We start from the raw sequence: 20303 nt of genomic DNA, 5'->3' as shown, positions 1-20303 counted from the left end.
TTTTTGCACACGAGACCACGATTCTTTGGGGGGAATCTGTGTCCGAAGGAGAAGCGCGCCCGAACCCGACCATCACGTTCAAGCTCGAAATCTTCGAGCGCACCGAATCCGGGCAATGGGGGTGGGTGCCGGACCCGGAGCACCCGGAAACAGCAGAGTACGTATACAGCCCGACTCAGCTACTGCGCGCCCTGGTCGCCTACGCCACGATGGCAGCGCGCATCATGTCGTCCAAGGTGGGGCGCTTCCGGATGCTGGCGTACGAGCGCATTCGCGGGGCCCTGGTGGGCCACTACGAATGGGGCCGCTCGTCCGAGACTGGCCGGCTCCTTCCCGCGTGCGAGCCGTGGACGCATTGGATCACCGCACCTACGGCGGTGGCAGCGTGAGCGCCCGCGTGTTCGTCCTCGGGCGCGAGCACCGATCCGAGGCGTCCACCGAGCTGCACCGCTTGGCCGCTGTGCTCCGCCGATCAGGTATGACAGACCGCTACGGCGTCAGCGTGCACAGAGTGCCCGGACGTAGCGCATGGGGTGTCTACGTCACCGACCGCACACCCGAGCTGGGCCCGCCCGACGCATGGGCCCGCGCGGTGATCCAGTCCCGCGGGATCGCTGCCTGACAGACGAAAGCCCCGCCGCTCCCCGAGGGGGGTGGAGTGGCGGGGCGACCGGCGGACTAGCGGGACTGCTTGGCGTACGCCACCAGACCGGCGAAGGCGGCGGGCGAGAGGTTAAGGATTGGGCCAGTGGCGTTCTTGCTGTCACGGACGGGGACCACGCCGCGCGCAGCGGCAAGGTTCATGGCGACCTCAACGCACTGGCCGCCATTGCTGCTGTAAGAAGACGTGACCCAGCGAGGGGCTATGGCTATGGTCTCGGTCGTCACGGTGCGCCCTTTCGAAGGTTCTCAATCATGGCCACCGACGCCGCTTGCGACAGCGCCTCAGCCTGCAACTGATGGTAGGCCGTCAACATGGGCTGCACGAACCGCATATCGCGCTCTAGTCGACCCTGTTGCGCCGACTCGGAGTACGCGAGGTGCGACCGATCAGCAAGCGTCAAAAGGGTCACTGGCAGATCAAAGGAGCGCCGTTCACCCAGTTCGTACGGTGCGATCTGAAACACCGTGGACGGAAGCTCCGCAAAAGCGACGAGTCGTGCATATTGGGCGTCCATGACTCCTGGACCGCCAACTCGTCGATGAAGACAGCTCTCGTCCAGCACGGCGAACACTAGCGGCGCGGGGGTGCGCTCCAACGACGCCTGTCTACTGCGGAGGAGCGTCAGCCGCTCCTCTGCCTGATGCGCCGTAATGGCCCCCCGTCGCACAGCTCCTGTGGTGATCGCCTCTGCATAGTGCGGGGTCTGGAGCAGCCCAGGAACGATGCCCAGCTCGAAGAGTCGAAGCTCTGCCGCCTTGACTTCCTGGGCAACGTATTCCGTGAACCCTTCAAGAATCGCCGTGTGGCGGACAGCCTCACTCTGCCGCTCAAGCCGGTCCCCGGTGCCCAAGACTTTGTCAGCGCTTGCCGCGAAGTGTGGAGTTGGCGAACGGCGACCGGTTTCCACGGCTGAGATGTGGCTTCCTGAGCACCCCATGCGCGCCCCCAACTCGTCCTGGGTCCAGCCGCGTTCATCCCGTAGTTGACGTAAGCGCAGACCAAAGCGCGCGATAGGTGATTCCTCGGGGTTCAGCTCCTTGCGGTTCATCGTCGCGGCTCCCAACTATCCAATCAAATTGCGCAAGTTGAAGACTTGCTGACTGTAGGCCACGCTGAGTCGCCCCGGTAGTGATGGCGCTACGGAGAGGAGTGGCCGTGTTTGGTGAGGATAGGGGCGCTGAGACCCCGCACAAGCCGACGACCACCCGCGCCTATTGGGCTGAGGTGTTCGCCGAGGGACCCGCGGACGGACGGACCGTCCGTGTGGTGCTGGGAACCTTTGCGACTCCGTACGCGGGGCGGGCACTGCGTTGGCTGGTGGGACGGGCTGACTGGCTCGCCGACAGGCTCGACCCCGACCCGCGCGCCCCATGGGTCGGCGGCAACGTGCTGCGAAGCGTCCCGTCGGGTCATCCGGACGCTCCGCACTTTCTTCGTAGCTGGTCGGCGAACTGTGCAGCGCGGCAAGCGGCGTTCTGGCAGCTCTGCATGGGTGAGTTGTTCACTCTTGCTGCGTCCGATCACACCGGGGCGTACTTCCTGTCCGTCATCCCCGTGAACGTTCCCGGCACGCAGTTCTCCCCCGAACGTCCCGCTGCCGGACGGGCCGGCGAGGACCGCCAACCCCCCGGCCGGTGGCGGGACACCACCCCCCGCCGACAGTCCACAGACCAACCGAGGACCCCCTGATGAACCGTTGCCGCGCCCCTCTGTTCCTCCCCCTGGGGCTCGAAGTTGCCGCCGTTGAGCTGGTGTCCACCCGCGTCCTTGCTGAGGATGTGCCGCAGTTCCTGTACTGCGAGTTGGCCGAGCACATCGAGGGCGAGCACGCGGCGCACCTGCTGTTCGCCGAGGAAGCTACCGGCCGTGCAGTGTGGGTGTTCTGGCGCGAAGAAACCGCTCGTGTCCAGCTCCAAGACCGGTGCACGGACAAGAGCGAGTCCGGAAACCTGTGTCTCCTGTTCGAGGAGCACAACGGGAACCACTTTTGGCCCGAGGATTTGGCATGGCTCACGGAGCACGGAAGGGCAAGCCCGTGTCCGCCGTAGTTCCGCCCGCTAGTCGGTCAGCCTGGTGTACGACCCGCGCGGCCTGTTGGCCCTCAACCTGCCTCGGCGCGAAAATCCCGAGGCGCCGTATCCCCCGTGCTGGCAGTAAGCGGCTGGCGCGGTATGGACCGCCCACGATCCGGTCGTTGTTCCGGTAGGCGGTACCAGCGGCGGTCCCCGGCCGGTCGACGCCCCGCACGGCCGGGGACCCGCTGTCATCCAGGAAGGAGACGCGCACATGTGCGGAAGCACGGATTTCTTCACTCACGAAGAGCGCGAGAACCTCAGTACCGCAGCGTGGGCACTCAGCGCGGCACTCGAAGCGCTCGGCCTCAACGAGCTGAACAACCTGGACATCGACGAGCCGTGCGCCCATCACAGTTGCCCGACCCGTACGAGTCGGCTGTCCATGGGGAGCTACCCGCTGCAAACCGTGTATGCCGTCACGGCGCGGCTGGTGGAGATCAAAAGACAGCTCGACGCCGCCCGTCCCACCACCTAAGACTCCGCCCCTGCCGAAGCCCGACCCACCCTCTTGCTCCGGGACTCACGGCAGGGGCGGGCAAGACCCGGCTTGCGCTGGGTACCTCTGATCAACGAGAGAAAGAGGCGCCATGAAGATCAACGGAACGTGCAGCAACAGCGGCGGAGGCGGCGACAAGCTCCCCGGCGAGCCGTACCCCGGTCCGCACCAGCCGCCCACCCCTGACGGCGGCCCCGGCGTACCCAACCCGCCGAAGGTCATCGGCTAATGCCCGCGAACGCACACCAGGAGCGCCCCAGCCTCACAGAGCTGGGGCGCGTCCTCATGTCCGGGGGCGTGCTCACCTCCGATTGGGCGCCCTCATTCGCTGCGGTTCCACGCGCCGCGTTCCTGCCCGATCTCATGTGGCCGTACGACATGCGCACAGGGCAGAGCGTCCCCGTGTCGCGGACGGACGACCCGGAGACCTGGTACGGATACGCGGACTCCGACGCTCCCGTGGTCACCCAATGGGACGACGGCACACACACGGGACCCGCACCCGGCGAGCTCTCCACCAGTTCCGCTTCCATGCCGAGCGTCGTGTTCTCTATGCTCCGCGACCTGGACGTCCGGCCCGACTCCCGTGTGCTGGAGATCGGCACCGGCACCGGGTGGAACGCCGCACTGCTCGCCCACCGGCTCGGCCCCGGGAACGTCGTCAGCGTGGAAGTTGATGAGGCTGTAGCAACTGCTGCGCGGACCGCCCTTAACTGCTTCGGTCTGCCGGTGCGCGTCGTCCACGGCGACGGCATCGAAGGAGACCCAGCCGGGGCACCGTATGACCGGATCATCGCCACGTGCGGGCTGCGCTCCATCCCGTACACATGGATCGAGCAGTGCCGCCCCGGCGGGGTCGTCGTGGCGCCGTGGGGAACGCACTACGGCAACGGGGACGCGGTGGCCCGGCTGACCGTCGCAGACAACGGAAAGAGCGCCACCGGACCCTTTACCGGACCCGTGGAGTTCATGAAGGCACGAGCCCAGCGCCGACCACCTGTGCGGCACGCCGACTACGTTCCCGGCAGTGTCGCCGACGGGGACGAGTCGTCGACGACGGTCACGGAAGACCAGTTCCTGAGTGGTCGGTTCAGTCCACAGGAATTCGTCCTGGGTCTGGGCGTCCGCGACTGTGTGCGTGCGGTGGCGGCGAAGGAGGACGGAACGCGGGCCGTCTGGTTCTACGGACTGTCGGACCGCTCATGGGCGTGTGCGCAGTTCCGGGACGAAGACACCACCCGCGTATGGCAATCGGGTCCACGCAAGTTGTGGGACGAGACCGAAGCCGCCCACCGATGGTGGGAGGAGCAAGGACGCCCCGGCTTCACTCGCTTCGGACTCACTGTGACAGCGGACGGCGAGAACGTGTGGCTCGACTCACAATCCACACCAGTCCCGACAGCCTAGGTACCAGTCCCGTCCGTCCCTGCCCATTCGTGGGGCCGGGCGGGGCTACGCGTCGCCCTGGTGCCCTTCCTCGGCGGGCAGGGACTCAGCAACGAATGAACCCATGCTCGGCGTGGTCGTGATCCAGCCCGATTCCCGGAGCGCCCTGGTCGCCTTCCGCAAGGTGTCGCGGTTCACGCCGAACTCGTCCGCCAACCGGACCTCGGAGAGCTGGAAACCAGCCGGGTACCGCCCGCTCTTGATACGGCGGGTGATCTCGTCTGCGATCTGCTGCCACTTCGGGCGGCGCGGGTCGAACTCCACATCGAGAAGGTACCCACAAACCCGGACCTCCCCTCGCGGCCGATAGGGACCCCGAGGGGTGGACAGGGGTGGACAGGATCTCTACCGTCAACAAAACACAACGCCCCGACAGACCGCGCGAACGATCTGCCGGGGCTCCGCCGAACAGCTAGCTACGGGAGCTGAACGACTCATGCGCGATGCTATCGCCCGCGCCCTCTTATGGGCGCTGCGCCTGTTACTGCCCGCCCACGGACGACACGGCGGAAACCGCCCCGCCCCCTCGCCGGCTCCGCGTAAGGCCGTGATCTGCGCGCCCACGGCCCCGCTCACACTGGTTGCCCCCGCCCGAACCAAAACCACGGCCGAGGAGCACGGGCCCCGCATCCCGCCCTACCTCCGCGAATGGGTCCAGCGGCAAGACGCTGCGATCGACCGGCGGCACCAACGCTGCCTCGCCATGGTCGCTGCCGATCTCGGATACGACTACCCCAACCCCGAGCGGCACGACGTGTACGCGGCGGTGGTCGCATGACCCGCGACGGGATCACCTCCGAGACCTCCGAGCCCGCACGGCCCGTGCACGGAATCTGCGGGCACTGGACCAGCGCCCCGGTTGTCGTGGGCCACGTACAAAGCATGAGCGGCGGCACCGGATACACCCACTACGTGTGCCCCGCCTGTGTACACCGCTACCCCCCGCGTGCCCAGTGGGACGAGCTGCCCGTGATGCGCCGATGAGCGGCCGAAATGCGCGCCCACCTGCGGGTATCCGCGTGATAGGCAAGGAAGATCACATGCACGCCCAGGGGAGGGGACCGATCATGGAGCGGAAGAAGAAAAATTGGTTCATCGCGGGGGCTGCGGTGCTCGCGTTCGGCGGGGTGCTGTCGCTGTTCCAGGATGACGACGACAAGGCCGAAGCCGACGCCAAGCCCAAGGCACCCGCCACGGCGCCCGCCAAGCCCGCCGAGAAGCCGTCCGAGCCGTCCGGCATCCCGTCGCCGGACACGATGCAGACTGCCGGACTGATGAGGGCGCTACGGACCATCGAGCCCGGATTGGTCGCGAAGGAAGACCGGGCCGTCAGCAGGTCCCGGGATGTCTGCTTGGACATCAAGGGCGGCAAGGATGACGTCACGGTCCAGAAGAACGCCAAGAGCCGCTTTGAAGGCGGCACGGTGCCCAGCCTCACGGACGACCAGGCCGCGCAGATCGTGACCGCTGTGAAGTCGTCGTTCTGCTCGTAGATCAGTCCCAGACAGGGACCAGCCCCGTTCGGCCACAGTGCCGAACGGGGCTTCCTTGCGTTCTGACCAGGCCCTATCCTCAGAACCCCTACTTACGAGCATCGGGGCTTCCCTGAACCCTCCGGGGGTGGGGGTGGGGGAGGGTTTTTCCCGGGGGCGTACCCCCCGGACCCCTTTCGCGGGCCTTGCGGCCCTGCGGGGGCCTCTGCTTCCGGGTGCGGATCGTGGGGGCTGGTCGCGCAGTTCCCCGCGCCCCTAGGGGGTACCGGGCATCCGGAGTACTCAGCTCAGCCCTGAGCTTTCAGGGGCGCGGGGAACTGCGCGAGGAGCGACCACGGTCCGCAGGCGCAGACGGGTTTCGGGGGCGCGGGGAACTGCGCGAGAGGCGACCATGGTCCGCGGACGTAGGCGGGTTTTGGGGGCGCGGGGAACTGCGCGAGAGGCGACCACGGTCCGCGGACGAGCTCCGGGCTCAAGAGGGGCGCGGGGAACTGCGCGATCGGTCCCACGGTCCGCGGGCGAGTGCGTGGCTCAACCCGTCTTCACCCCCGGAGGGTTCAGGGAAGGGGCGGGGTGGGGGACCGCCCGGGGTGTCAGCACCGCGTACGTCAGTCCCCCCACCACCCCCGACAGCAGAAAGCTGCAGTCCACCCCGCCGGTGAACCGCAGCAGCGGCCCCTCGTACTGCGGCAGCGACACCGCCAGCAACCCCACCCCCGCCCCCAGCCCCCACGCCAGCGCGGCCCGCCAGTTCCAGCCCGCCCGGTACCAGTACGCCCCGCCCCGCGCCCGGCGGTTGAACACCTGGAGGGCGTCCGCGTCGTACGCGCCCCGGCAGCGGACGAAGCCGATCAGGGTGATGACCGCCCACGGCGTGCCGATGGCGGTCAGGAGCAGTACGAACGACGTCATCGCGCCCTGCGCGTCCCACGCGTAGTGCCCCGCGAAGACGCACGCGGTCGCGACCCCCGCGACCGCGAAGGTCGCCTGGGTGCGCGAGGCGCGCGGCAGGATCGCGTCCAGGTCCAGCCCCATCGAGTACAGCATCAGCCCCGCGTTGCCGACCGACCCGGCCGACGCGGCGAGCAGGAGCGGGACCAGGTACCAGCCGGGCGCCGCCGCGACCAGCGGACCCGCGTAGTCCGCCGCGGCCCGCGCCGCGTACGCCGTGAACGTGCCGAACAGCTGCGGCACCAGGAGTCCGGCGGTCAGCCCCAGCCAGGTCGCGCGGAGCACCCGGCGCGGGCTGTGCCGGGCCGGTGAGATGTAGCGGGTGTAGTCGCCGAGCAGGGTGATGAAGGCGATGGGGCCGCTGAGCCCGGCCGCGACCAGCGCCAGCAGCCAGGTCGGCCAGAACGAGCCGAGCAGCGGGCCGCCCGCGTCCGGCAGCGCCGCCGTGGTGAAGTGCGGGCCGTACGCCACCACGCCCAGGGCGAGCAGCGCGGTCATGCCGACGGCCAGGACCCGGGAGAGCCGCAGCAGCACCCGGTAGCCGTAGACCGCGCCGATCACCGTGGCCGCGGCCAGCACCCCGTACACCACCGCGTACGAGAGCGAGCCGGTCGGCAGGCCGAAGAGGCGGTGCAGGACGCCCGTCATCGCGTCCCCGCCGATCCACACGGTCAGCGCGGTGTAGCCGAGCGAGAGCAGCAGCCCGACCACCGAGCCGATCAGCCGTCCCCGTACGCCGAACTGGGCGCCCGACGAGGTGGAGAGGTTGGTCGCGGTGCGCAGCGACACCAGGGCCAGCGGGGCCGTGAGCAGCGTGCCCACCAGCGTGCCCGCGACCACCGCCGTCACCGACGCCCACCAGCCCAGGCCGAAGGAGACCGGCAGCCAGCCGAAGACGATCACGCCGAGGCAGAGGTTGGAGCCGAGCAGGATCGACACCAGGTCGCGCGGGCCGCTGGTGCGTTCCGCCTCCGGGATGGTGTCGACTCCGCGTTGTTCTATCGGCATGGGCTGCCCCTGACGCTCGGATGGCTGGAATACGTCGTTCCTACGCTTTGAGTGACGCTCAATGTGGGCCATGGTTCGCGGACCCGTCAACCCCCACGCCACCCTTTGGTCCATGACAGAGCGGGATGTGTGTGGTTAGAGTGGTGTTCAAACAGGAGGTGTGGTGGCGTGCGACTGACTCCCACGGAACGTGACCGGCTGCTGCTGTTCGGCGCCGCTGAGCTGGCGCGGGCGCGCCGGGCGCGCGGGTTGCGGCTCAATGTGCCCGAGGCGACGGCGCTGATCGCGGACACCGTCTGCGAGGCGGCCCGCGACGGGCGCCGGCTCGCCGAGGCCATCGAGGCGGCCCGGTCGGTGCTCGGCCCGGACGACGTGCTGCCGGGGGTCGCGGACGTGGTCACCGAGGTGCATGTGGAGGCCGTCTTCGACGACGGCTCGCGGCTCGCCGTGGTGCCCGCGCCCATCGCGGGGGCCGCCGGGCTCGGCGAGGACGCTCCGGGGGCGGTGCTGCCGGGGCCGCAGGGGCCGGATCGTGAGCCGGTGGTGCGGCTCGTGGTGCGTAATACGGCGTCGGTGCCGGTGAGTGTGACGTCGCACTTTCATTTCTTCGAGGTGAATCCGCGGTTGGAGTTCGACCGGGGTGCGGCGTACGGGATGCGGTTGTGTGTGCCGGCGGGGTCGTCGGTGCGGTTCGATCCGGGGGGTGTGGCGGAGGTGGGTCTGGTGCCGGTCGGTGGTGGGCGGGTGGCGATCGGTTTCGCGGGGTTGGTGGATGGTCCGCTGGATGCTCCGGGGGCCAGGGAAGAGGCGTTGCGCAGGGCCGCGGCCTGCGGCTACCTCGGCACCGGCGGTTCGGAAGGAGACCCGGCATGAGCAGGCAGACCCGGCACAGCGACCACTGCGCGCCCGGCGCCCGGCACATCGACCCGCACGAGTACGCGGCCGTCTTCGGGCCCCGCGCGGGCGACCGGATCCGGCTCGGCGACTCGGGCCTGACCGTGCGCGTCGAGTCCGACGCGCAGAACCCGGGGGACGAGTTCCTGGCGGGGTTCGGGAAGACGGCGCGTGACGGGCTGCACCTCAAGGCGGCGGCGGTCCGCGAGACCTGCGACGTGGTGATCAGCAACGTCGTGGTGATCGACGCGGTGCTGGGCATCCGCAAGGTGTCGATCGGGATCCGTGAGGGCCGTATCCACGCCATCGGGCGGGCGGGCAACCCGGACACGCTCGACGGGGTCGACGTCGTCGTCGGCACCGGGACCAGCATCGTCTCCGGCGAAGGACTCATCGCCACGGCCGGGGCCGTCGACACCCATGTCCACATGCTCTCCCCCCGGATCATGGAGGCGTCGCTGTCCTCCGGCGTGACCACGCTCATCGGCCAGGAGTTCGGCCCGGTGTGGGGGGTCGGGGTGAACTCTCCGTGGGCGTTGCGGCATGCGTTCAACGCGTTTGATGCGTGGCCGGTGAATGTGGGGTTTTTGGGGCGGGGTTCGTCGTCGGTGGGGGCGCCGTTGGTGGAGGCGTTGGTGGAGGGGGGTGCGTGTGGGTTCAAGGTGCATGAGGACATGGGGGCGCATGCGCGGGCGTTGGATACGGCGTTGCGGGTGGCGGAGGAGCACGATGTGCAGGTGGCGTTGCACAGTGACGGGCTGAATGAGTGCTTGTCGGTGGAGGACACGCTGCGGGTGCTGGAGGGGCGGACGGTTCACGCGTTCCACATCGAGGGGTGTGGGGGTGGTCATGTGCCCAATGTGTTGAAGATGGCGGGGGTGGCGAACGTGATCGGCTCGTCGACGAATCCGACGCTGCCGTTCGGGCGGGACGCGGTGGCGGAGCATTACGGGATGATCGTGTCGGTGCACGGGCTGAAGCCGGATCTGCCGGGGGACGCGGCGATGGCGCGGGACCGGATCCGGGCGGGCACGATGGGTGCGGAGGATGTGCTGCACGATGTGGGGGCGATCGGGATCACCTCCTCGGACGCGCAGGGGATGGGGCGGGCCGGGGAGACGGTGCGGCGCACGTTCGCGATGGCGGCGAAGATGAAGGCGGAGCTGGGCCCGCTGGAGGGGGACGGGGAGGGTGACGACAACGCGCGGGTGCTGCGGTACATCGCGAAGCTGACGGTGAATCCGGCGATCGCGCACGGGCTGGCGCACGAGGTCGGTTCGCTGGAGGTGGGCAGGCTCGCGGATGTGGTGCTGTGGCGGCCGGCGTTCTTCGGTGCCAAGCCGCAGATGGTCCTGAAGGCCGGTTTTCCCGCGTGGGGGGTGACGGGGGATCCGAACGCGGCGACCGATACGTGTGAGCCGTTGGTGCTGGGGCCGTTGTTCGGGGCGCACGGGGCGACGGCCGCGGATCTGTCGGTGGCGTTCGTGGCCGGGGCCGCGCTGGAGGCGGGCGGGGATGTGATGCCGACCCGGCGGCGCCGGGTCGCGGTGCGCGGCACCCGTGGCATCGGTCCCGCCGACCTCCTGCTCAACTCCCGGACCGGGGCGGTGGACGTGGACGGTGCCACCGGTCTGGTCACCCTCGACGGCGACCCCCTGCGCTCCGAACCCGCCGACACCGTCACCCTCAACCGCCTCTACTTCCTCTAAGGACCCACGATGTCTGCTGCCGCCGACGGCTTCCGCATGCCCGCCGAATGGGCCCCGCACGAGCGCACCTGGATGGCGTGGCCGGGCCCCAACGTCACCTTCCCGAACGAGGCCGAGCTCGCCGGGTCCCGCGCCGCCTGGGCGTCCGTCGCCCGTGCCGTACGCCGCTTCGAGCCGGTCACCGTGGTGTGCGGGCCCGGCCAGAGCGCCGGGGCCGCCGCCCTGCTCGGCCCCGGCATCGACCTCGTGGAGCGCGAGCTCGACGACGCCTGGATGCGTGACATCGGCCCCACCTTCCTCACCAACGGCTGCGAACTGGCCGCCGTGGACTGGACGTTCAACGGCTGGGGCGCCCAGGACTGGGCGCGCTGGGAGCACGACGCCAAGATCGGCGCGTATGTCTCGGACCTGGCCGGCGCGCGTACGTACACCTCGCGCCTCGTCAACGAGGGCGGCGCGATCCACGTCGACGGCGAGGGCACGGTGCTGCTCACCGAGTCCGTGCAGCTCGGCCCCGAGCGCAACCCCGGCTGGACCCGGGAGCAGGTCGAGGCGGAGATCCACGGGATGCTCGGCACCCGCAAGGCGATCTGGCTGCCGCGCGGGCTGACCGCCGACTACCCCCCGCACGGCTACGGCACGCTGGGCCACGTCGACATCGTGGCCGCGTTCGCCCGCCCCGGGGTCGTCGTCGCCCACACCCAGCCCGACCCGGCCCACCCCGACCACGAGGTGTGCAAGGAGAACGTGGCGCTGCTGCGCGCGCAGACCGACGCGCGCGGCCGGAGCATCGAGGTCGTGGAGGTCCCCGCGCCGACCGTGCTCACCGACGACCACGGCTGGGTGGACTACTCCTACATCAACCACTACCTCTGCAACGGCGGGGTCGTGCTGTGCGGCTTCGACGACCCCAGGGACGAGCACGCGGCCGGGGTCTTCCGCCGTCTCTTCCCGGAGCGGACCGTCACCCTCGTGGACGCACGTACGATCTTCGCCGGGGGCGGTGGCATCCACTGCATCACCCAGCAGCAGCCCAGGGTGTGATCCCTGGAGTGATCCAGGAGGACGAGGACATGGCCGGTCCGGCCCGCGCGCGCAAGAACGCGCCGCCGCGCGAGGAAGTGCTGGCCGCCGCCATGGCCACGATCGCCGAGCGCGGCCTGGACGGGCTGACCATGGCCGGGCTCGGCCGCGAGGTCGGCATGTCCAGCGGCCACCTCCTCTACTACTTCCGCAGCAAGGACGAGTTGCTGCTGCAGACGCTGGAGTGGAGCGAGGGGCGGCTGGGCGAGGAGCGCCGTGCGCTGCTGTCGCGGCCGGGCCCGGCCCGCGCGCGGCTGGACGCCTATGTCGACCTCTACGTGCCGGACGGGCCGCGCGATCCGCACTGGATCCTGTGGCTGGAGGTGTGGAACCGCTCGCAGAACGCGGACGGCGACGCCCGCGCCCGGCAGGCCGCCATCGAGGGCGCCTGGCACCGCGACCTGGTGGCGCTGCTGGCCGAGGGCGTCTCGCGCGGCGAGTTCCGGCCGCTCGACGCGGACCGCTGCGCGGCCCGGCTGCGGGCGCTGCTCGACGGCTTCAGCGTCCATGTGGCGGTCGGCCTGCCGGGCACCGGACGGGACCAAGTCCTCGACCACGTACGGGAGTTCATCGCCGAATCGCTGGCGGCGCCCGCCGCCGGGGCCTGAACGCAACGTACGCAAGTACGCCTTATCGTTGCGGGCGCAACCCTTGTCGGCCGGGTCGGCCGGGGCCACTGTGATCTTCCATGGGACGAGAGCAGTGGAAGAAGATCTGGGTCGGCTCGGCCGGGAACATGGTCGAGTGGTTCGACTGGTTCGTGTACGCCACCTTCGCGGTGTACTTCGCGGACGCGTTCTTCCCCAAGGGCAACGAGACCGCCAACCTCATGAACACCATGGGGATCTTCGCGGTCGGCTTCTTCATGCGGCCGGTGGGCGGCTGGCTGCTCGGCCGCATCGGCGACCGCCGGGGCCGCAAGGCGGCGCTCACCCTCACCGTCACCCTGATGTCCGCCTCCGCGGTCCTGATCGCGGTGGCGCCGACGTACTCGGTGGCCGGATACGGGGGAGTGGCGGTGCTGCTCGTCGCCCGGCTGCTCCAGGGCCTCTCGGTCGGCGGCGAGTACGCGGCGAGCGCCACCTATCTGACCGAGGCGTCCGACCCGGCCCGGCGCGGCTTCGCCTCCAGCTTCCAGTACGTCTCGATGACCGCGGGCCAGCTCGTCGGCCTCGGCCTCCAGATCGTCATGCAGCGCACCCTGTCCGAGGGCGCGCTGCACAGCTGGGGCTGGCGGGTCCCCTTCATCGTGGGCGCGCTGGGCGCCGCGATCGTCTTCTACCTGCGGCGCAACATGCTGGAGACCGAGGTGTACGCGGAGTCGGGCGCGGCGCACGAGGCCGACCGGGGCACCCTGAAGGCGCTGTGGGCGCACCGCCGGGAGGCGTTCCTGGTCATGGCGCTGACGATGGGCGGCACGGTCGCTTACTACACGTACACCACCTATCTGACGAAGTTCCTCTCCAAGAGCGCGGGCATGGAGAAGCAGACGGCGTCTCTGGTCAGCTTCTGCGCGCTGTTCGTCTTCATGTGCCTGCAGCCGCTGGCGGGCATGCTCTCGGACCGGATCGGCCGCCGGCCGCTGCTGATCACCTTCGCGGTCGGCTCGACGTTCCTGACCGTGCCGATCATGACGATGCTGCGGCACGCCGGTACGTTCTGGCCGGCCTTCGGCCTCGCGCTCCTCGCGCTGGTCGTCGTCACCGGCTACACCTCGATCAACGCCTGTGTGAAGGCCGAGCTCTTCCCGACCGGCATCCGCGCCCTGGGCGTGGCCCTGCCGTACGCCCTCGCCAACGCCCTGTTCGGCGGGACCGCGGAGTACGTGGCGCTGTGGTTCAAGAAGGGCGGCATCGAGTCCGGGTTCTACTGGTACGTGGCGGGGTGCGCGGCGGTGAGCCTGGTGGTGTACCTGACGATGCGGGAGACCCGGGACATCGACCTGAACCGGGTCGCGGGCCCGGCCGCCGCCCCGGCCGCCCGGCCCGCCGCGGACGGGGTGCCCGCATCCTGAGACCCCGTCCCGCCCGCCGTGCGGCGTGTGGCAGACTGCCGACGTGCTCGCTTTCACCATGATTATGGACAGCAGCGCGCCGGTCCGCAGTGACCGCTGAACCCGCGGTGAACCCCCGCGGCAGCGGCATCGTGCCCCAGACCCGCGCGCAGACCCTTCGCACCCGCGAGGGGTCTTTTCGTTTCCCGGCCCACCACGGCCGGACGCGAGCCGCACGCGATGATGGGGGCAGTGGAGCCAGAGAATCCGGAGCCACTCACCCGACAGGAGTCACAGCAGCATGACGACCAACGAGGCACCCGAAGAGAGCCCACGGGCCGACGACGCGTTCCACGTCTTCGACACCACGCTGCGCGACGGCGCCCAGCGCGAGGGCATCAACCTCACTGTCGCGGACAAGCTGACGATCGCACGGCACCTCGACGACTTCGGCGTGGGTTTCATCGAGGGCGGCTGGCCGGGTGCCAACCCCCGCGACACCGAGTTCTTCGCCCGCGCCCAGCACGAGATCCGGTTCCGCAACGCCCAGCTGGTCGCGTTCGGCGCCACCCGCCGCCCCGGTGGCAGAGCCGCCGAGGACCCGCAGGTCAAGGCGCTGCTCGCGTCCGGCGCCCCGGTGATCACCCTGGTCGCCAAGTCCCACGACCGCCATGTGGAACTGGCGCTGCGCACCACCCTGGACGAGAACCTGGAGATGGTCCGGGACACGGTCTCGTACCTGTGCGGCCAGGGCCGCCGGGTCTTCGTGGACTGCGAGCACTTCTTCGACGGCTACCGGGCCAACCCCGAGTACGCCAAGTCGGTGGTGCGGGCCGCAGCCGACTCCGGCGCCGACGTCGTGATCCTCTGCGACACCAACGGCGGCATGCTGCCCGCCCAGATCCAGGCCGTGGTCGCCACCGTCCTCGCCGACACCGGCGCGCGCCTGGGCATCCACGCCCAGGACGACACCGGCTGCGCCGTCGCCAACACGCTGGCCGCCGTGGACGCGGGCGCCACCCACGTCCAGTGCACCGCCAACGGCTACGGCGAGCGCGTCGGCAACGCCAACCTCTTCCCGGTGGTGGCCGCGCTGGAGCTGAAGTACGGCAAGAAGGTGCTGCCCGAGGGCTCGCTCGCCGAGATGACCCGCATCTCGCACGCCATCGCCGAGGTCGTGAACCTCACCCCCGCCACGCACCAGCCGTACGTCGGCGTCTCCGCGTTCGCGCACAAGGCCGGGCTGCACGCCTCCGCGATCAAGGTCGACCCGGACCTGTACCAGCACATCGACCCGGGCCTGGTCGGCAACCGCATCCGGATGCTGGTCTCCGACATGGCCGGGCGCGCCTCCATCGAGCTCAAGGGCAAGGAGCTCGGCGTCGACCTGGGCGGCGACCGCGAGCTGGTCGGCCGGGTGGTCGCCCGGGTCAAGGAGCGCGAGCTCCAGGGCTACACCTACGAGGCCGCCGACGCCTCCTTCGAGCTGCTGCTGCGCGCCGAGGCCGAGGGCCGCGCCCGCAAGTACTTCCGGATCGAGTCCTGGCGGGCCATCGTCGAGGACCGCCCCGACGGCACCCACGCCAACGAGGCCACCGTGAAGCTGTGGGCCAAGGGCGAGCGGATCGTGGCGACGGCGGAGGGCAACGGCCCGGTCAACGCCCTGGACCGCGCCCTGCGGGTGGGCCTGGAGCGCATCTACCCCCAGCTCGCCAAGCTGGAGCTGGTCGACTACAAGGTCCGCATCCTGGAGGGCCGCCACGGCACCGACTCCACCACCCGGGTCCTGATCACCACCACCGACGGCACCGGCGACTGGGCCACCGTGGGCGTCGCCACCAACATCATCGGCGCCTCCTGGGGCGCGCTGGAGGACGCGTACACCTACGGCCTGCTGCGGGCCGGGGTGGAGCCCACCGAGTAGTCCGGGCGCGGCGACCCGCCGCCCCGCGCGCCCGGATGTGCTGGGCCGGACCTCCCGTACCCGCTGTACTCGACATGATCGCCGCGCGGCGATCACCGTGTCCGCCGGGTCAGAGGAGCCGCCATGCCCCCCACACGCCTCGCCGTCCTCACCGCCGGGGCCCTGCTCGCCGGGTCGCTCGCCGCCGCCGCGGACCCGCCGACCGTCCCCGCCGAGGTCCTGGTGGACGGCCCGGTGCACGCGGTCGCGCAAGGCCGCACCGCCCGGGTGCGGCTCACCGTGACCACCGAGGGGGCGGCGCCGCTCGCCGCCCCGGTGACGGTCGGCTACCGCACCTTTGGCGGCTCGGCCGTGCCCGGCACCGACTACCGGCCCGTCTCGGGCACGCTCACCTTCCCCGCCGGGACCCCCTCGGGCGCGGCCCGCACGGTCGAGGTGGCCACCCGCCGCGTCCCGGGCGCGGCCGAGGCCCGGACGGTGCCGCTGGCCCTGACCGTCACCGGCGCGCGGGCCCCCGGGGAGGCGCCGCTGGTCGTGGTGGACGCGCACGGGCTGCCCTATCTGGACCCCGCGCTGCCGGTGGAGCGGCGGGTGGCGGACCTGCTGTCCCGGATGACGCCCGCCGAGAAGGCCGGACAGCTGGCACAGGCCGAGCGGGGCGCCCTGGCCCCGCCGTCCGACATCGCCTCCGTCGGCCTGGGCTCGCTGCTCTCCGGCGGCGGCTCCGCGCCGGTCCCCAACACCCCGGCCGCCTGGGCGCGGATGGTCGACGGCTACCAACTGCGCACCCGGGCCGCCCGGTTGCAGATCCCGCTGCTGTACGGGGTGGACGCGGTCCACGGGCACAACAACGTCGTCGGGGCGACCGTCCTGCCGCACGCCATCGGCATCGGCGCCGCCCACGACCCCGAACTCGCCGAGCGGGCGGGCGCGGTGACCGCCGCCGAGGTCCGGGCCACCGGCATCCCCTGGGACTTCGCGCCCTGTCTGTGCGTGGTCCGCGACACCCGCTGGGGACGGACGTACGAGAGCTACGGCGAGGAGAGCGCCCTGGTCACCGCGATGGCCTCGGTCGTCACCGGGATGCAGGGCCGCGCGGACGGCGGTGACCTGGCCCGTACCGACAAGGTCCTGGCCACCGCCAAGCACTTCGTGGGCGACGGCGGCACCGCGTACGGCTCGTCCCGCACCGGCTCGTACACCCTGGACCAGGGCGTCACCACCCTCACCCGGCGCGAACTGGAGCGGGTGCACCTGCCGCCGTTCGCCGAGGCGGTGCGGCGGGGCGTGGGCAGCGTGATGGCCTCCTACTCCTCGCTCGACCTGCGCGACGGGCGGGGCCCGGTGAAGCTGCACGGCGACGCCGAGATGCTGCGGGGGGAGCTGAAGGGCCGGATGGGCTTCAGCGGCTTCGTGGTCAGCGACTGGGCGGCGATCGACCAACTGCCCGGCGACTACGCCTCCGACGTGCGCACCGCGATCAACGCGGGCGTCGACATGGTCATGGTCCCCACCGACTACCGGACCTTCACCGCGACCCTGGAGCGCGAGGTGCGGGCGGGCCGGATCGCCCCGGCCCGGATCGACGACGCGGTCTCCCGGGTCCTCACCCAGAAGTTCCGCCTCGGCCTCTTCGAGCGGCCCTACGCCGACCCCGCCCGCCTCGCCGCGGTGGGCTCGCCCGAGCACCGCGCGGTGGCCCGCGAGGCGGTCGCGAAGTCGCAGGTGCTGCTGAGGAACGAGGGCGGGCTGCTGCCGCTGGCCCCGGGGCGGAAGGTGTACGTGGCCGGGGCGCGGGCGGACGACCTCGGCCAGCAGACGGGCGGCTGGACGGTGAGCTGGCAGGGCGGCTCCGGCCGCACCACCACCGGCACCACGATCCTGGCGGGGATGCGCCGGGCGGCCCCCTCGCTCACCTACTCCGCCGACGCGTCCGCGCCCACGGCCGGGCACGACGTCGGGGTGGCCGTGGTGGGCGAGGCGCCGTACGCGGAGGGCGTCGGCGACGTCGGCAACGGACACACCCTCGCCCTGTCCGCCGCCGACCGGGCGGTGGTGGAGAAGGTGTGCGGGGCGCTGCGCTGTGTGGTCCTGGTGGTCTCGGGGCGCCCGCTGGTCCTGGACGGCCGGGCCGCGACGGCCCCCGCGCTGGTCGCCTCCTGGCTGCCGGGCAGCGAGGGCGAGGGGGTGGCCGACGTGCTGTTCGGCCGGCGCCCCTTCACCGGCCGCCTCCCGGTCGGCTGGCCCCGCACCGAGGCGGCGGCCCCGCTGCACCCGGGGGACGCGGGGTACGACCCGCTGTTCCCGTACGGCTGGGGGCTGACCACTTCGGCGCGGAGGTAGGGGAGGCGCCAGAGGGGAGAGAGCATGTTTGTCCGTTTCGGGGCGGTCTCGGGTAGCGTCGGTGCCATGAGGTCCCGGGTTCTGTTCGCGCTCTCCGCCGCTACGCTCACCGCGCTGGCCGGCGCCGCTCCCCTGGCCGTCGCGGCCGGGTCCGCGCCCGTCGCTCCGGCCGCCTCCGGCGTCGCCGAGGTGGCCGCCGCCCTGCGGAAGGCACCGGTGTACGTCGACCCGGGCGCCGCCGGACAGCTCTCCGCCGCGCAGGCCGACGCGCTGGCCAAGAAGATCAAGGACGCCGACAAGCCGCTCTTCGTGGCGGTGCTGCCCGCGACCTCGGCGTTCCCCAAGGAGACCCTGCTGCGCAATCTGCGCACCGACACCGGCGTCACCGGTCTGTACGCGGTGCGCCTGGGCGACGCGTTCAACGCGGGCGCCGACCGCAAGGTGCTGTCCGCGGGCGCCGTCGACAACCTGAAGAGCGCCGCGCGGGCCCCGGGCACCGCGGGCGACGCCGCCACCCAGCTCAACACCTTCGTGGACCAGGCCCTGCCCGGTATGCGCGGACGCGCCCCGGCCTCCTGGGGCGGCGGCTCCGGCTCGGACGGCGGGGTCTCCACGACCGCGCTCGTCACCACCGGCGCGATCGTCGTGGCGGGCGGCGCCGGGGCGTACGCGCTGGTCAGGCGGAGCCGCAGAAGGAAGGCGGCGGAGGAGCGGGCCGCGCTCCAGCGGCTCCAGGTCGTCGTCGACGAGGACATCACCGCGTTCGGCGAGGAGCTCGACCGGCTGGACTTCCACCCGGCCGAGGCGGGCGCCGACGACGCGATGCGCGCGGACTACGAGCGGGCCCTCGACTCGTACGAGGGCGCCAAGACGCTGATGGCGGCGGCCCGGCACCCCGGCGATGTGCGCGGGGTGACGCAGACGCTGGAGGACGGGCGGTTCTCGCTGGCCACGCTGGCGGCCCGCCGGGAGCACCGGCCGCTGCCCGAGCGGCGCGCGCCCTGCTTCTTCGACCCGCGCCACGGCCCCTCGGCCGAGGACGCCACCTGGTCTCCGGCGGGCGGCGCGCCGCGCGAGGTCCCGGTCTGCGCGGCGGACGCGACCCGGCTGCGCGACGGGCGGGACCCGATGGTGCGCGAGGTGGACACGGAGGCCGGGCGCCGCCCGTACTACGACGCGGGACCGGCGTACGGCCCCTGGGCGGGCGGCTACTTCGGCGGCGGCATGCTGCCCGGACTGCTGGTCGGCACCATGCTCGGCTCGATGCTCGCCACCCCGGCGTACGCGGCGGACTACGGCGGCGGCGACTTCGGGGGCCAGAACTTCGACGGCGGGGACGTCTCCGGCGCCGACTTCAACCCCTCGGACTTCGGCGGCGGCTGGGGCGACGGCGGCGGCTTCGGGGGCGGCGACGGCGGTGGTTTCGGCGGGGGCGACTGGTAGCGCCCCCGGTCCGCGGCGGAACGTCGCGGCGGCGGCGGCCACAGGGCCGCCGCCGAGGGGGTCACGCGGACTTGATGGCGGAGATGTCGAAGGTCAGCTTGACCTTGTCGCTGACCACGACGCCACCGGTCTCCAGGGCCGCGTTCCAGGTCAGGCCCCAGTCGGAGCGCAGGATGTCGGCGCTGCCCTCGAAGCCCACGCGCTGGTTGCCGTAGGGGTCGGTGGCCGAGCCGTTGAACTCCAGGTCGATGGCGAGCGGCTTGGTGACGTCCTTGATGGTCAGGTCGCCGACGATCCGGTACTTGTCGCCGCCGAGCTGCTCCGCGCCGGTGGAGCGGAAGGACATCAGCGGGAACTTCGCCGCGTCGAAGAAGTCCTCGCCGCGCAGGTGGGCGTCGCGGTCGCCGATGCCGGTGTCGACGGACTCGATCTTCACGTCGATCACGGCGGCGGAGGCGGCCGGGTCGGAGCCGTCCAGGGTCAGGGTGCCCTCGTGGTCGGTGAAGGAGCCGCGGACGTTGGTGACCATGGCGTGCCGCACGGTGAAGCCGATGCTGCTGTGGGCCGGGTCGATGGTGTACGTGCCGGTCAGCGCCGCGAGGGCGGGGTCCACCTCGGTGGTGGCGACGGCGGTGGCGGTGCTGCTCTTGCGGCCGAAGATGCCCATGACTTGCTCCTTGGGGGACGCGCTGCGGCCGGATGCCGAGCGGTTGAAGGTTCAACAAGAACGACTGTAGACCCATTCCGTTCAAGTTTCAACAACTACTTCCGGCGTGTCCTG

Annotated in this window: 19 protein-coding genes and 1 pseudogene; 15 read left to right on the top strand and 5 right to left on the bottom strand. The window is 71.2% G+C overall.

The annotated features are described in order from the left end of the window. Nucleotides 1-38: 38 nt before the first annotated feature. Nucleotides 39-389 (top strand): hypothetical protein, encoded by a 351-nt coding sequence (locus AB5J87_RS10425; RefSeq protein ID WP_369376090.1) that lies wholly within the window; start codon nt 39-41, stop codon nt 387-389. A gap of 289 nt (nt 390-678) precedes the next feature. On the opposite strand, the gene AB5J87_RS10420 is transcribed toward AB5J87_RS10425, so the two are convergent. Further along, entirely contained in the window at nt 679-888 is a 210-nt protein-coding gene (locus tag AB5J87_RS10420; RefSeq protein ID WP_369376089.1) for a DUF397 domain-containing protein, read from the bottom strand. Beyond that, entirely contained in the window at nt 885-1712 is an 828-nt protein-coding gene (locus AB5J87_RS10415) for a helix-turn-helix domain-containing protein (protein ID WP_369376088.1), read from the bottom strand. The genes AB5J87_RS10420 and AB5J87_RS10415 overlap by 4 nt, the downstream gene beginning before the upstream one ends. Nucleotides 1713-2352: 640 nt before the next feature. Between AB5J87_RS10415 and AB5J87_RS10410 the strand changes: the two genes are divergently transcribed. From AB5J87_RS10410 to AB5J87_RS10395, 4 genes are all read left to right on the top strand, one after another. After that, complete coding sequence (locus AB5J87_RS10410) at nt 2353-2712, top strand: hypothetical protein (RefSeq protein ID WP_369376087.1); 360 nt, start codon at nt 2353-2355, stop codon at nt 2710-2712. A 238-nt stretch (nt 2713-2950) separates the two neighbouring features. Continuing rightward, on the top strand, nt 2951-3214 hold the full coding sequence (locus AB5J87_RS10405; protein WP_369376086.1) for a hypothetical protein: 264 nt from the start codon (nt 2951-2953) through the stop codon (nt 3212-3214). Between the two features lie 112 nt (nt 3215-3326). Then, on the top strand, nt 3327-3464 hold the full coding sequence (locus tag AB5J87_RS10400) for a hypothetical protein (protein ID WP_369376085.1): 138 nt from the start codon (nt 3327-3329) through the stop codon (nt 3462-3464). After that, the gene (locus AB5J87_RS10395; protein ID WP_369376084.1) at nt 3464-4642 is read left to right on the top strand and encodes a methyltransferase domain-containing protein; all 1179 of its coding nucleotides are present in this window, start codon (nt 3464-3466) and stop codon (nt 4640-4642) included. The genes AB5J87_RS10400 and AB5J87_RS10395 overlap by 1 nt, the downstream gene beginning before the upstream one ends. Before the next feature lie 45 nt (nt 4643-4687). Here AB5J87_RS10395 and AB5J87_RS10390 read toward each other — a convergent pair whose 3' ends face one another. Continuing rightward, nucleotides 4688-4945 (bottom strand): GntR family transcriptional regulator, encoded by a 258-nt coding sequence (locus AB5J87_RS10390; RefSeq protein WP_369376083.1) that lies wholly within the window; start codon nt 4943-4945, stop codon nt 4688-4690. 510 nt (nt 4946-5455) lie between these two features. Here AB5J87_RS10390 and AB5J87_RS10385 point away from each other — a divergent pair. Together AB5J87_RS10385 and AB5J87_RS10380 are read left to right on the top strand one after the other, a co-directional pair. Then, nucleotides 5456-5665, top strand: coding sequence for a hypothetical protein (locus AB5J87_RS10385; protein WP_369376082.1), 210 nt, complete (start codon nt 5456-5458; stop codon nt 5663-5665). Nucleotides 5666-5748: 83 nt separating this feature from the next. After that, nucleotides 5749-6174: a DUF732 domain-containing protein gene (locus tag AB5J87_RS10380; RefSeq protein ID WP_369376081.1), complete on the top strand. Its 426-nt coding sequence runs from the start codon at nt 5749-5751 to the stop codon at nt 6172-6174. A gap of 531 nt (nt 6175-6705) precedes the next feature. Here the strand turns inward: AB5J87_RS10380 and AB5J87_RS10375 are convergent. After that, nucleotides 6706-8133 carry a cytosine permease gene (locus AB5J87_RS10375; RefSeq protein WP_369376080.1) on the bottom strand — a complete coding sequence of 476 codons (1428 nt, stop codon included), beginning with the start codon at nt 8131-8133 and terminating at the stop codon, nt 6706-6708. 168 nt (nt 8134-8301) lie between these two features. Here AB5J87_RS10375 and ureA point away from each other — a divergent pair, with 168 nt between their 5' ends. The 8 genes and pseudogenes from ureA to AB5J87_RS10335 all read left to right on the top strand — a co-directional run bounded on the left by ureA (nt 8302) and on the right by AB5J87_RS10335 (nt 19522). Next, on the top strand, nt 8302-9006 hold the full coding sequence (ureA, locus tag AB5J87_RS10370; protein ID WP_369376079.1) for an urease subunit gamma: 705 nt from the start codon (nt 8302-8304) through the stop codon (nt 9004-9006). Beyond that, nucleotides 9003-10736, top strand: a complete 1734-nt coding sequence (locus AB5J87_RS10365; RefSeq protein ID WP_369376078.1) for an urease subunit alpha — start codon at nt 9003-9005, stop codon at nt 10734-10736. Before ureA ends, AB5J87_RS10365 begins: the two co-directional genes overlap by 4 nt. Nucleotides 10737-10745: 9 nt before the next feature. Then, nucleotides 10746-11780: an agmatine/peptidylarginine deiminase gene (locus AB5J87_RS10360; RefSeq protein ID WP_369376077.1), complete on the top strand. Its 1035-nt coding sequence runs from the start codon at nt 10746-10748 to the stop codon at nt 11778-11780. A gap of 29 nt (nt 11781-11809) precedes the next feature. Continuing rightward, nucleotides 11810-12427: a TetR/AcrR family transcriptional regulator gene (locus AB5J87_RS10355; protein WP_369383457.1), complete on the top strand. Its 618-nt coding sequence runs from the start codon at nt 11810-11812 to the stop codon at nt 12425-12427. 80 nt (nt 12428-12507) lie between these two features. Next, on the top strand, nt 12508-13833 hold the full coding sequence (locus tag AB5J87_RS10350; protein ID WP_369376076.1) for an MFS transporter: 1326 nt from the start codon (nt 12508-12510) through the stop codon (nt 13831-13833). A gap of 280 nt (nt 13834-14113) precedes the next feature. Continuing rightward, a complete protein-coding gene (gene cimA, locus AB5J87_RS10345) occupies nt 14114-15736 on the top strand; it encodes a citramalate synthase (protein ID WP_369376075.1) in 1623 nt (540 codons plus the stop codon). A gap of 123 nt (nt 15737-15859) precedes the next feature. Beyond that, a pseudogene (locus tag AB5J87_RS10340) lies at nt 15860-18064 on the top strand (glycoside hydrolase family 3 N-terminal domain-containing protein); the annotation flags it as partial. A gap of 81 nt (nt 18065-18145) precedes the next feature. Continuing rightward, on the top strand, nt 18146-19522 hold the full coding sequence (locus AB5J87_RS10335) for a hypothetical protein (protein WP_369376074.1): 1377 nt from the start codon (nt 18146-18148) through the stop codon (nt 19520-19522). Between the two features lie 61 nt (nt 19523-19583). On the opposite strand, the gene AB5J87_RS10330 is transcribed toward AB5J87_RS10335, so the two are convergent. Continuing rightward, a complete protein-coding gene (locus AB5J87_RS10330; RefSeq protein WP_369376073.1) occupies nt 19584-20189 on the bottom strand; it encodes a YceI family protein in 606 nt (201 codons plus the stop codon). Between the last annotated feature and the right edge of the window lie 114 nt (nt 20190-20303).

Source organism: Streptomyces sp. cg36 (genome assembly GCF_041080675.1).
Taxonomy (GTDB): domain Bacteria; phylum Actinomycetota; class Actinomycetes; order Streptomycetales; family Streptomycetaceae; genus Streptomyces.
Note: the sequence above shows the minus strand (reverse complement) of the source record. Positions and strands in the feature narration are given on the sequence as shown.